Genomic DNA, 12,206 nt, shown 5'->3' with positions numbered 1-12,206 from the left:
AGCGGTATCCCGGTAGTTCATTGCAGCGACATCAGGTACTCGGCGATCGGACCGAGCGCCAGCGCGGGAAGGAAGGTGAGCGCGCCGACCACGATCACCACGCAAGCGAGCAGCGTCACGAACAGCGGCGTATGGGTGGGCAACGTGCCGGCCGAGGCCGGGACATGGCGCTTGGCGGCCAGCGAGCCGGCCATTGCCAGCATCGCGATGGCCAGCGGGAAGCGCGCCAGGAACATGCATACGCCGAGCAGCACGTTCCAGAACGGCGTGTTGGCCGATAGACCGCCGAAGGCGCTGCCGTTGTTGTTGGAGGCCGAGCTCAATGCGTAGAGCACCTCGCTGAAGCCATGCGCACCGGGGTTGGCAATGCCTGCCACGCCGGCCGGGGCCATCACCGCGATCGCGGTCCCCACGACCACCAGCACGCACGGAAGCAGCACAGCCAGGCTGGCCATCTTCATTTCATAGGCTTCGATCTTCTTGCCGAGGTACTCGGGCGTGCGCCCGACCATCAGCCCGGCGATGAATACCGCGACCACGGCGAAGGCGAGCATGCCGTACAGGCCGGACCCGACCCCGCCGAAGATCACCTCGCCCAGTTGCATCAGCCACATCGGCACCAAGCCGCCCAATGGCGTCAGCGAGTCATGCATCGCGTTCACCGCGCCACAGGATGCGGCCGTGGTTACCGCAGCGAACAGGCCGGAGGAAGCGATGCCGAAGCGCGTCTCCTTGCCCTCCATGTTGCCGCCGGCCTGCAATGCGGAAGCATGGGCATCCACCGCCAAATCGCGCAGCGCCGGGTTCCCCGCCTGCTCCGCGGCAATGACGCCGATCGCGAGAGGCGCGAAGATCACCAGCATGGTGGCGAGGATCGCCCAACCTTGCCGCCGATCGCCCACCATGCGGCCGAACGTCACGCACAGTCCGCCGGGAATCAGGAAGATCGCCAGCATCTCGATGAAGTTGGAGAGCGGCGTCGGGTTCTCGTAGGGATGTGCGGAGTTGGCGTTGAAGAAGCCGCCGCCGTTGGTGCCGAGGTGCTTGATGGCGATCTGCGAAGCGGCCGGCCCCATCGGCAGCGTCTGGGTAGTCACCGGGACGTCACGGGCAAGGTCCTTGCCGGTGGCGTCCTTCTCAACGTTGCCGGCGGCATCCTTGACCGTCTCCGCGTAACTGGTGGTCTGCGCTACGGGCACGTCCACATAGGCTTGGAAGTTCTGCACCACGCCCTGGGACACCAGCAACAACGCCACCATCAGGGACAAGGGCACCAGCACGTAGAGCGTCGCGCGAACCAGATCGACCCAGAAATTGCCCAGGCCGTTGGAGCTGCGCCGCACGAAGCCACGCACCACCGCCACCAGTACCGCAATGCCGGTGGCTGCCGAAAGGAAGTTCTGCACCGCCAGGCCCAGCATTTGCGTCAGGTAGCTCATGGTCGACTCGCCGCCATAGCCCTGCCAATTGGTATTGGTGGCGAAACTGATAGCCGTGTTCATTGCCGAGTCGGGCGGCACCGCGCCGAAGTGCTGCGGGTTCAGCGGCAGCCATTGCTGTACCCGCTGAAGCACGTAGACAGCCAGTAGCCCGAGCACGTTGAACACCAGCATGCTCAGCGCGTAGCGCTTCCAGCTCATGTCCTGGGCTGGATCGGCGCCGCACAGACGGTAGATGCCCCGCTCCACCCACGAACCCATCCGGGTGACGCGGTTGGGCTCGTCGGCGAAAACAAGCGCCATGTAGGCACCTAGCGGCCTCACCAACAAAAGAAGCACAGCCAGGAACAAACCAACCTGGAGGTAGTCGCTCGCAGTCATTCGAACCACTCCGGTTTCAGGAGGGCTACACATAGGTAGCCGACCAGCGCCACCGCAATGGCGGTGGCCAGGGCGTACGTCAGGTTCATCAGGAAGGTCCTGTGGTCGGGACGGCGCTCAGCGGGGAGCCAGCCGGTCGCAGAGCCGCAGAAAGCCCGCGGTCGTCACGACAAGGGCGAGCGCGATTAGAAGGTAGGCAATGTCCATGCGCGGTCCTCCGCATCTGGAGGAGCGCACTCTAGGAACTTGCGTATAAAAAAGGCACAAAAATCGGCCTGCTGACGCGTATCTATGCCGTAAAATTTCTCCGGCTCAGATTTCCACTTGGGTGCCGACGCCCCCCCGCTTTGAGTAGCGGCGACGTCCCCCCCCCCCCCGCTGGGCTGGCCTCCCCTCGCGCGCGCCGCAGATCGAAATACGCTCAATATCGATCACGCTACCGATCGCACCAGTGCGTCGACAAGCGCGGGTGTCAGCCAGGTCGTGAAGGCGTTTCCTTGGAGCCTGAGCGCACCCGATGATCTCAGGACGCGTGGCAGTCGGCGGGATCGGGCGGATACGGTTCGATCACCGTGACCCCGCCCTCTTTGTGGATCCAGTACAACTTGCCGGCGACGCATCGGATTTCGCCTTTGTGGTGGCGTTCGATCAGGTCGCGGAAGTAGGAGCCGCGTCGATCCGCCGCGGGCCCGATGTGCAGCGGCGGTTCGGCGACACCGGGCACGGGTTCGGGCTGGGTTGCGGGATGCGTGGCCAGCGGTCGGTACGGAACGGCCGAACCCGCGGCGGCCGGCTTCGGCGCCGGATCGCCGGCCGCCTGGCCCTGCTGCACGTAGGCAACCACTGCGAAACTGCAGCCGAGGCCGAACAGCAGGCCCACGGCCAACTCGCTGGCCCGCAACATGGAGACCCCCTGAACTGTGATTTGTATCACATTTTTACAGTTCAGCGGGAAAGGGCTTTGCCGTGCCTCGGGTGGCCGCCTCAGCGTCGCTGGCGAAAGAAGTCCCGCAGCAGTGCCGCCGCCGTCTCGGCCAGCAGCCCGCCCTGGACTTCTATCCGGTGGTTGTGGCGCTGCGAGATCAGGGTGTCGAAGACGCTGCCGGCGGCGCCGGTCTTGGGGTCGTTCGCGGCGTAGACCACGCGCCCGACGCGGGCATGGATCAGCGCCATGGCGCACATGGCGCAGGGTTCCAGGGTGACGTACAGCGTGGCGCCCGGAAAGCGGTAGTTGCCGAGCTTCTGGCCGGCCGCGCGCAGCGCGTTGACCTCGGCGTGCGCGGTGGGATCGCTGAGCGCGATGTTGCGGTTCCAGCCTTCGCCCACCGCTTCTCCGTCGAGCACGAGCACCGCGCCGACCGGCACCTCGTTGTCGCGATCACGCGCCTGGGTCGCCAGCGCCAGCGCATGCCGCATCCAGCGTTCGTCTTCGGCGCTGAACGTGGCGCGGTCCGAATCTGGCGTCATATCGTTACGCATCAGATAGTTGGCGGACAAGCTGGAAGAAGTGAGCAACGACTTGCGATGTGTCGATGGATGGCAAGCCGTTGATTTTCCTCATTCCCACTCGATGGTCGCGGGCGGCTTGCCGCTGATGTCATACACGACACGAGAAATGCCGCGCAACTCGTTGATAATGCGGCGAGAAACGTGTTCGAGGAACGCATATGGCAGATGCGCCCAATGCGCGGTCATGAAATCGACCGTCTCGACCGCGCGCAGCGCGATCACCCACTCGTAGGCGCGGCCGTCGCCGACCACGCCCACCGACTTCACGGGCAGGAACACCGCGAAGGCCTGGCTGACCTGGTCGTAGAGCCCCTGCTTGCCCAGCTCCTCGATGAAGATCGCGTCCGCGCGCTGCAGCAGCTCGACGTACTCGCGACGCACCTCGCCCAGCACGCGCACGCCGAGGCCGGGCCCCGGGAACGGGTGGCGGTAGACCATCTCGCGCGGCAGGCCGAGTTCGACGCCGATGCGCCGCACCTCGTCCTTGAACAGCTCGCGCAGCGGCTCGACCAGCTTGAGCTTCATGCGCTCCGGCAGGCCGCCGACATTGTGGTGGCTCTTGATGACGTGCGCCTTGCCGGTCCTGGAGGCGGCCGACTCGATGACGTCCGGGTAGATCGTGCCCTGTGCCAGCCACTTCACGCCCTCGAGCTTGTGCGCCTCCTCGTCGAACACCTCGATGAACAGGCGTCCGATCACCTTGCGCTTGGCTTCGGGGTCGTCGACGCCGCGCAGCGCCGCGTAGAAGCGCTCGGCGGCGTTCACGCGAATCACGTGCACGCCCATGTGCTCGGCCATCGTGGCCATCACCTGGTCGCCTTCCCGGTAGCGCAGCAGCCCGGTATCGACGAACACGCACACCAGTTGGTCGTCGATCGCCTTTTCCAGCAGGGCCGCGACCACCGACGAATCGACGCCGCCGGACAGGCCGAGCAGCACCTTGTCCTTGCCCACCTGCGCGCGCACGCGCTGCACGGCGTCCTCGATGATGTGCGCCGCGGTCCACAGCGTCGCGCAGCCGCACAGGTCGACCACGAAGCGGCGCAGCAGCTCGGTGCCGCGCTTGGTGTGAGTCACTTCCGGGTGGAACTGCACGCCGTAATAGCGGCGGGTTTCGTCGGCCATGCCGGCGATCGGCAGGCTCTCGGTGGTGGCGGTGACGTGGAAGCCCGGCGGCACGGCGGTGACGCGGTCGCCGTGCGACATCCATACGTCGAGACGGGGCGGCTGCGTGGCCGGGTCGAACAGGCCCTCGAACAGCCGGCACGGCGCGGCGAGTCGCACTTCGGCATAACCGAACTCGCGGCTGTGGTTGCCCTCCACCTTGCCGCCGAGCTGCTCGGCCATCGCCTGCATGCCGTAGCAAATGCCCAGCACCGGCACGCCGAGATCGAACACGGCCTGTGGTGCGCGCGGCGAATCGGGTTCGGTCACGGACTCGGGACCGCCCGAAAGGATGATGCCCTTGGGCGCGAAGCGGGCGATCGCGGCCGGATCGTGGTCCCAGGCCCAGACCTCGCAATAGACGCCGATCTCGCGCACGCGGCGTGCGATCAGCTGCGTGTACTGCGCGCCGAAATCGAGGATCAGGATTTTGTCGCTGTGGATGTCGTGCATGCGCTCGGGGCTCATGGTGGCTTCGGGGCCCGGCCCGGCTGGCCAGGCCCGCGCCCCGAGTGATGTCGTTTCAATCCAGCCGGTAGTTCGGCGCTTCCTTGGTGATTTGCACGTCGTGCACGTGCGCCTCGCGCACGCCGGCGCTGGTCACGCGCACGAACTGCGGCTTGCTGCGCATGTCCTCGACGGTCGCGCAGCCGCAGTAGCCCATCGACGCGCGCAGGCCGCCGATCAGCTGGTGGACGATCGAACGCAGCGGCCCGCGATACGGCACGCGCCCCTCGATGCCTTCCGGCACCAGCTTGTCGGCGTCGGCCTCGTCCTGGAAATAGCGGTCCTTGGAGCCGAGCTGCATCGCGCCCAGCGAGCCCATGCCGCGGTAGCTCTTGTAGGAACGCCCCTGGTACAGCTCGACCTCGCCCGGCCCTTCCTCGGTACCGGCGAACATCGAGCCCAGCATCACCGACGACGCGCCGGCGGCGAGCGCCTTGGCGATGTCGCCCGAGTAGCGGACGCCGCCGTCGGCGATCAGCGGCACCTCGTCCTTGAGCGCGGTGGCCACCATGTCGATCGCGGTGATCTGCGGCACGCCGACGCCGGCGACGATGCGCGTGGTGCAGATCGAGCCGGGACCGACGCCGACCTTGACCGCGTCCGCGCCCGCCGCGACCAGCGCCCTGGCGGCCTCGCCGGTGACGATGTTGCCGGCGATCACCTGCACCCTGTCGCCGTAATGCTTCTTGACCCAGGCGACGCGGTCGAGCACGCCCTGCGAATGGCCGTGCGCGGTATCGACCACGAGCACGTCGACGCCAGCATCGACCAGAGCGGCGATGCGCGCCTCGGTATCGCCGCCGACGCCCACCGCCGCACCGACGCGCAGGCGTTCGTGGTCGTCCTTGGCGGAATTCGGATTGTCGCGCGCCTTCTGGATGTCCTTCACGGTGATCAGGCCGCGCAACTGGAACGCGTCGTTGACCACCAGCACCTTCTCGATGCGGTTGCGGTGCAGCAGCTCGAGCACTTCGTCGTGCCCCGCCCCTTCCTTCACCGTGATCAGCTTCTCCTTGCGGGTCATGATGTTCCTGACGGGATCGCTGGGCTTGCGCTCGAAGCGCAGGTCGCGGCTGGTGACGATGCCGACCAGTTGGTCGCCCTCGACCACCGGCACGCCGGAGATGTTGTTGGCGCGGGTGATCTGCATCACTTCGCGAATCGAGGTCTGCGGCCCGACCGTGATCGGATTGCGGATCACGCCCGCCTCGAACTTCTTGACCAGGCGCACTTCCGCGGCCTGCTGCTCGATCGGCATGTTCTTGTGGATGATGCCGATGCCGCCGCACTGCGCCATGGTGATGGCGAGGCGCGCTTCGGTGACGGTGTCCATCGCCGCGGACACGATCGGGATGTTCAGGCGGATGTTGCGCGTCAGGCGCGTCGAGGTGTCGACGTCGCGCGGCAGGACGTTCGAGTAGGCGGGGACGAGGTAGACGTCGTCGTAGGTGAGGGCCTCGGCGAGGATGCGCATGAGCGTTACCGGGCAAGTAAATTGGTCAATTATACGGCCTCCCTGCCCCACGCGGCCAGTCTGCGGCCGCGCGCGCAGGTCAGCCGCGCTCGACGGCCTCGGCCGCCTCCAGCGTGTTTTCCATCAGCGTGGCGACGGTCATCGGACCGACGCCGCCGGGCACCGGCGTGATCCACGATGCGCGCTCGGCGGCGGCGTCGAACTCCACGTCGCCGACCAGGCGGCCGTCGTCGAGGCGGTTGATGCCGACATCGATCACCACCGCGCCGGGCTTGATCCACTCGCCCTTGACCAGCCCCGGCTTGCCGACGGCGACGATCACGATGTCGCCCTGGCGCACGTACTGATCCAGCCCGCGCGTGAACTTGTGGCAGCAGGTGGTGGTGCAGCCGGCGATCAGCAGCTCCAGCGCCAGCGGACGGCCGACGTGGTTGGACACGCCCACCACGACCGCATGCTGGCCGCGTACCGGGCGATCGGTGTGGCCGAGCAGGGTCATCACGCCCTTCGGCGTGCACGGACGCAGGCCGAGCTGGCGCAGCGCCAGGCGGCCGACGTTCTCGGCGTGGAAACCGTCGACGTCCTTGCGCGGGTCGATGCGGTCGATCAGCGCGTTCTCGTCGATGTGACCGGGCAGCGGCGACTGCACCAGGATGCCGTGCACGGCGGGGTCGGCGTTGAGGCGGTCGATCAGCGCGTAGAGTTCGTCCTGCGATGTCGAGGACGGCAGGTCGTAGGCGAACGAGCGGAAGCCGACCTGCTTGCAGGCCTTGCGCTTGTTCTTCACGTAGACCGCGGAAGCCGCGTCGTTGCCGACCAGCACCACGGCGAGGCCAGGCGCGGCGCCGCCCGCGCCGACGCGATCGGCGACGCGCCGCTGCACGCGTGCGAGCACTTCTTGGGCGACCCGTTTGCCGTCGAGGATGCGTGCGCTCATGGCGGGGACATGCGGAAGGCGCGCATTATCCTCGTTCATGCCGCGCCGCACAAACGGCCGTCGCCGACACCAGGAGGCATTCCATGAGCGACTCGACCACCGAATTCGAGGCCGCCGCGTTCCGGCGCCTGCTCGAGCACCTGCGCAAGCGCAGCGACGTGCAGAACATCGAGCTGATGACGCTGGCCGGCTTCTGCCGCAACTGCCTGGCCGACTGGTATCGCGAGGCGGCTATCGAGCGCGGCGTGCAGATCGGGAAGGACGCGGCGCGCGAGCGCGTCTACGGCATGCCCTACGCGGCATGGCGGTCGCAGTTCCAGAAGGAGGCGACGCCGCAGCAGATCGCCGCGTTCGAGGCGGCGCAAAAGCGTCACGCCTGATCGCGCCGGTCAGCCGGCCGCGGCGCAGCGCTGCGCGATGTCCTCGTAGCCGGCGAACGCCGCGTGCGTGCCGCAGCCGGGGCAGTCGGCGTCGCGCGGCAGCCGCAGCTCGCGGAAGCGCGCGCCCAGCGCGTCGAACGCGAGCAGCCGGCCGACCAGCGGCGCGCCGACGCCGAGGATCAGCTTCAGCGCCTCGCTGGCCTGCAGCAGGCCGACGATGCCGGGCAGCACGCCAAGCACGCCGGCCTCGCTGCAGTTGGGCGCTTCCGCCGCCGCCGGCGGCTCGGGGAACAAGCAGCGGTAGCACGGCGAGTCGGCGCGGCGCGGGTCGAACACGCTGACCTGACCTTCGAAGCGCTGCACCGCGCCATACACCATCGGCAGGCCGAGCCGCACGCTGGCGGCGGCCAGCAGGTAGCGCGTCGGGAAGTTGTCGGCGCCGTCGATCACCAGGTCGTGGCCGCGCAGCAGCGTCTCGACGTTGGCGGCGCGCAGGCGTTCCTCGCGGGTCTCGACGCGCACGCGCGGGTTGAGCGCCTGCAACGCCATGCGCGCCGATTCCGTCTTCGCCATGCCGACGCGCGCGTCGGCGTGGATCACCTGGCGGTGCAGGTTGGAGCGTTCGACGCGGTCGTCGTCGACCAGGGTCAGCGTGCCGACGCCGGCCGCGGCGAGATACAGCGCCGCCGGCGCGCCCAGCCCGCCGGCGCCGATCAGCGCCACGCGCGCGGCGGCGAGGCGCGCCTGGCCCGCCTCGCCGACTTCCGGCAGGCGCAGTTGGCGCGCGTAGCGCTCGACGCTGTCGGTGTCGAGCGCGCCGCTGTCGATGGGCAGCCCTTCCGCCTTCCAGCGCTCGAAGCCGCCGCTGACCGAACGCACGTCGCGGTAGCCCATGCCGCGCAGCGCCGCAGCGGCGAGCAGCGAACGCTGGCCGCTGCCGCACAGCGTGAGGATCGTGCAGCCGCGGTCCGGCGCGACCTGTTCGATGCGCAGTTCCAGGAAGCCGCGCGACAGCCCGACCGCGCCGTGCGGCACGCCGGCCGCGCGCTCGGCGTCCTCGCGCACGTCGATCAGCAGGGCGCTGCAGTCCCGGCAGGCAGCGAACGCTTCGACCGGGGCGATCTCGACGATCTCGGCGCGGGCCGCGGCCAGCAGCGCATCGCGGGTCGGGGGCGTGTTCATGTCAGTCCGTCCATCCGGGCAGCGGCAGCACTTCGACGACGCTGCCGGCCGCCAGCTCACGCGCCTGCTCCGGTATCAGCGCCAGCGCGTCGGCTGCGGCCAGCCCGCGCAGCATCGCCGAGCCCTGTCGCGCGTGCGGCCGCGCCCACAGCGCGCCGTCGGCGTCGCTCGCCAGCGTGCAGCGCAGGCCTTCGGCACGCGCGTGCGACTTGTGCACGGCCTCGGCCAGGCGCGCATGCAGGCGCGGCGGCGCGGCGCGGCGTCCGCACAGCGCATCCAGCGTCGGCCGCACCAGCGCCAGGAAGGTCGCGGCGCAGGACACCGGATTGCCGGGCAGCGCGAAGATCGGCGTGCCGCCGATCTCGCCGAACAGCACCGGCATGCCGGGCTTGATGCGCACCTTCCAGAAATGGATGCGGCCGAGTTCGCGCACAAGCCCCGGCAGGTGGTCGGCTTCGCCGGCCGAGACGCCGCCGCTGGTGACGATCAGGTCGACGTCGCGCGCAGCCGCGCGCAGGCGCTCGCGCAGCGTGTCGCGTTCGTCGCGCAGGTGCGCGCTGTGCACGATGCCGGCGCCGGCTTCGCGCAACAGCGCCGCCAGCATCGGCCGGTTGGAATCGCGGATCTGGCCGAAGCCGAGCGCGGCGCCGGGCGGCGCCAGCTCGTCGCCGGTCGAGAACAGGGCGACGCGGGCGGCGCGGCGCACGGCGACTTCGGCGACGCCGAACGCGGCCAGCACGGCGACCTGCGCGGCGCGCAACGGCGTTCCCGCCGCGAGCGCGGCGTCGCCCGCGGCGAAATCCTCGCCCGCGGGGCGCACGTTGGCGCCGGCGCGCTGGCCGGCGGGAATCCGGACCTCGTCGCCGTCGACGCGCACGTTTTCCTTGATCACCACCGTGTCCGCGCCCGGCGGCAGCGGCGCGCCGGTGGTGATGCGCACGCAGCAGCCGGCTTCCACCGTGGGCACCACGACCGCGCCGGCGAACACCTCGCCGGCCAGCCGGAACGTGCGCTCGCCGTCGGTCGGCAGCTCGGCCCCGTGCAGGGCGAAGCCGTCCATCGCCGAATTGGCGAACGGCGGCTGCGCGTGCGGCGCATGCAGGTCCTCCGCCAGCACGCGGCCGTACGACGCATCGAGCGCGATGCGCTCGACCGGCAGCGTCCGCGCCGCGGCCACGCCGCGGGCCAGCGCGCGCGCCTCGTCCAGTCCGATGTGCTGCGGGAATTCATTCATGGGCGTCTTCGCGTCCGAGATGATCGAGGTCGGCCGGCGTGTTGACGTTGGCGAACGCGGCCGCGCGGTCGCTGAAATCTACCGCGATCGCGGCCAGCTCGTCGTGCCAGCGCCGCGGCGAAGCGTGCGTCGCCAGCGCGGCGCGCGCCTGCGCGCCGAGGCCGGGGCGGTACAGCGCGAACAGCGGCTGCGCGGCGATGCCGTCGTGCGCGTAGGCGCACGGCGCGGCGCCGGTCGCCAGCGCGGCCCGCAGGCGCGCGGCCAGGTCGGGCGGCGGCGAGGGACAGTCGACCGGCACGGTCAGCACGAACGCGTCGCCGGCCGCGTGCAACGCCGTTGCGATCCCGGCCAGCGGTCCGGCGTGGCCGGGCACCTCGTCGGCGATCGCCGGGGCGTAGGCGGCGTAGGCGTCGGCATGGCGGTTGGCCACGATCAGCAGCGCGTCGGCCTGGGGACGCAACGCCTCGACGGTCCACGCGACCAGCGGACGTCCATGCAGCGGCAGCAAGCCCTTGTCGGCGCCGCCCATGCGCCGCCCCGCGCCGCCGGCCAGCACGACGGCGAGCAGACGCGGCGGTGCGGCGTCGGACATGGCCCTACTTCTTGCCGCGGACGTGGCGCACCAGCCGCCTGCGCTTGCGGACCTGGCGCTCGGTCAGCGGATTCTTGCGTCCGGCGAACGGGTTCTCGCCCTCGCGGAACTCGATGCGGATCGGCGTGCCTTCCAGCCGATAGCGCTTGCGGAAGAAGTTCTCGAGGTAGCGGCGGTAGCCGTCGGCGATGTGCGCGGTGCGCGTGCCGTGGATCACGATGGTCGGCGGGTTGTGGCCGCCGGGGTGCGCGTAGCGCAGCTTCGGCGCATGCCCGCGCACCAGCGGCGGCTGGTAGCTTTCGTAGGCCTGCTCCAGCGTGCGGGTCAGCTCGGAGGAGGTCAACTCGCGGGTCGCCGAGGCGTGCGCGCGGTCGATGGCGCGCATCAGCTCCTTCAGACCGGAACCGTGCTTGGCCGAGATGAATACCTGCCGGGCCCAGCCGACGAAGTCCAGCTTGCGCTCCAGCGCGGACCGGCACTGCTCGCGCTCGTAGGCCGGCAGGCCGTCCCACTTGTTGATCGCGATCACCAGCGCCCTGCCCTCGTCCAGCACGTGGCCGGTGAGGGTGAGGTCCTGCTCCGATACCGGCTCGCGCGCGTCCAGCATCAGCACCACCACCTGGGCGGCCGCCATCGATTGCAGCGTCTTGATCACGCTGAACTTCTCGACGGCTTCTTCGACGCGCGCGCGGCGGCGCACGCCGGCGGTGTCGATCAGGGTGTAGCGGCGGCCGTCGCGCTCCAGCCGGACGCGGATCGGATCGCGGGTGGTGCCGGCGACTTCCGAGACGATCACGCGCTCCTCGCCGAGCAGGCGATTGACCAGGGTGGACTTGCCGACGGTGGGGCGGCCGACGATGGCCACGCGCACGCCGCCTTCGGCGTCATCGGCGTCCGCCGCGGGCTCCGCGTCCGCGGGCAGCAGCGGCTGCAGCGCGCCGAGCAGCGCGTCGATGCCGCGCCCGTGCGCGGCGGCCAGCGGCAACGTCGCGGCAACGCCGAGCGAGGCGAATTCGGCCAGCGCGGCGTGCTCGTCGAGGCCGTCGGTCTTGTTGACCGCCAGCACGGCCGGCTTGCCGCTGCGGCGCAGCTCGTCGAGGATGGCGCGGTCCTGCGGCAGCAGGCCGTCGCGCGCATCGAGCACCAGCACCGCGACGCTGGCCTCGGCGATCGCCAGGCGCACCTGCTGCGCGGTCAGCGCGTCGAGGCCCTGTTCCGTGCCGGTCAGGCCGCCGGTATCGACCACCACGAACGGCCGCGCCGCGCTGCGGCAGACGCCGTAGTGGCGGTCGCGCGTCACCCCGGGCAGGTCGGCCACCAGGGCGTCGCGCGAACGCGTCAGCGCGTTGAACAGCGTCGACTTGCCGACATTGGGGCGACCGACCAGGGCGACGACGGGCAGCATGG

The 12,206-nt window shown here is 69.9% G+C and carries 12 protein-coding genes; 1 reads left to right on the top strand and 11 read right to left on the bottom strand.

Annotated elements, in window-relative coordinates:
• Positions 1 to 17 precede the first annotated feature (17 nt).
• The 7 genes from kdpA to folD form a co-directional block, all read right to left on the bottom strand.
• The gene (gene kdpA, locus ABFC67_RS02505) at positions 18 to 1,820 is read right to left on the bottom strand and encodes a potassium-transporting ATPase subunit KdpA (RefSeq protein WP_346736459.1); all 1,803 of its coding nucleotides are present in this window, start codon (positions 1,818 to 1,820) and stop codon (positions 18 to 20) included.
• Entirely contained in the window at positions 1,817 to 1,909 is a 93-nt protein-coding gene (kdpF, locus tag ABFC67_RS02500) for a K(+)-transporting ATPase subunit F (protein WP_346736458.1), read from the bottom strand. The genes kdpA and kdpF overlap by 4 nt, the downstream gene beginning before the upstream one ends.
• Before the next feature lie 434 nt (positions 1,910 to 2,343).
• Positions 2,344 to 2,700, bottom strand: a complete 357-nt coding sequence (locus ABFC67_RS02495; protein ID WP_346736457.1) for a hypothetical protein — start codon at positions 2,698 to 2,700, stop codon at positions 2,344 to 2,346.
• Between the two features lie 104 nt (positions 2,701 to 2,804).
• Positions 2,805 to 3,287, bottom strand: coding sequence for a tRNA adenosine(34) deaminase TadA (gene tadA / locus ABFC67_RS02490; RefSeq protein WP_346736456.1), 483 nt, complete (start codon positions 3,285 to 3,287; stop codon positions 2,805 to 2,807).
• Positions 3,288 to 3,377: 90 nt separating this feature from the next.
• Positions 3,378 to 4,946 (bottom strand): glutamine-hydrolyzing GMP synthase, encoded by a 1,569-nt coding sequence (guaA, locus tag ABFC67_RS02485; RefSeq protein WP_346736492.1) that lies wholly within the window; start codon positions 4,944 to 4,946, stop codon positions 3,378 to 3,380.
• A 70-nt stretch (positions 4,947 to 5,016) separates the two neighbouring features.
• A complete protein-coding gene (gene guaB / locus ABFC67_RS02480; RefSeq protein WP_346736455.1) occupies positions 5,017 to 6,474 on the bottom strand; it encodes an IMP dehydrogenase in 1,458 nt (485 codons plus the stop codon).
• A 79-nt stretch (positions 6,475 to 6,553) separates the two neighbouring features.
• Positions 6,554 to 7,411: a bifunctional methylenetetrahydrofolate dehydrogenase/methenyltetrahydrofolate cyclohydrolase FolD gene (gene folD / locus ABFC67_RS02475; protein WP_346736454.1), complete on the bottom strand. Its 858-nt coding sequence runs from the start codon at positions 7,409 to 7,411 to the stop codon at positions 6,554 to 6,556.
• An 83-nt stretch (positions 7,412 to 7,494) separates the two neighbouring features.
• Here folD and ABFC67_RS02470 point away from each other — a divergent pair, with 83 nt between their 5' ends.
• Positions 7,495 to 7,791, top strand: coding sequence for a DUF1244 domain-containing protein (locus ABFC67_RS02470; RefSeq protein WP_346736453.1), 297 nt, complete (start codon positions 7,495 to 7,497; stop codon positions 7,789 to 7,791).
• A gap of 9 nt (positions 7,792 to 7,800) precedes the next feature.
• Here ABFC67_RS02470 and moeB read toward each other — a convergent pair whose 3' ends face one another.
• From moeB to der, 4 genes are read right to left on the bottom strand one after another with little or no spacing between them, the layout of a single operon-like run.
• A complete protein-coding gene (gene moeB / locus ABFC67_RS02465) occupies positions 7,801 to 8,973 on the bottom strand; it encodes a molybdopterin-synthase adenylyltransferase MoeB (protein WP_346736452.1) in 1,173 nt (390 codons plus the stop codon).
• 1 nt (position 8,974) lies between these two features.
• Positions 8,975 to 10,207: a gephyrin-like molybdotransferase Glp gene (gene glp, locus ABFC67_RS02460; protein ID WP_346736451.1), complete on the bottom strand. Its 1,233-nt coding sequence runs from the start codon at positions 10,205 to 10,207 to the stop codon at positions 8,975 to 8,977.
• Positions 10,200 to 10,799, bottom strand: a complete 600-nt coding sequence (gene mobA, locus ABFC67_RS02455; RefSeq protein WP_346736450.1) for a molybdenum cofactor guanylyltransferase MobA — start codon at positions 10,797 to 10,799, stop codon at positions 10,200 to 10,202. The genes glp and mobA overlap by 8 nt, the downstream gene beginning before the upstream one ends.
• Positions 10,800 to 10,803: 4 nt before the next feature.
• Positions 10,804 to 12,204: a ribosome biogenesis GTPase Der gene (der, locus tag ABFC67_RS02450; RefSeq protein ID WP_346736449.1), complete on the bottom strand. Its 1,401-nt coding sequence runs from the start codon at positions 12,202 to 12,204 to the stop codon at positions 10,804 to 10,806.
• Positions 12,205 to 12,206: the final 2 nt, after the last annotated feature.

It is taken from the genome of Mizugakiibacter sp. (genome assembly GCF_039680435.1).
GTDB lineage: Bacteria > Pseudomonadota > Gammaproteobacteria > Xanthomonadales > Rhodanobacteraceae > Mizugakiibacter.
The sequence above is the reverse complement of the archived record's forward strand: the minus strand, read 5'-3'. Positions and strand labels throughout refer to the sequence as shown.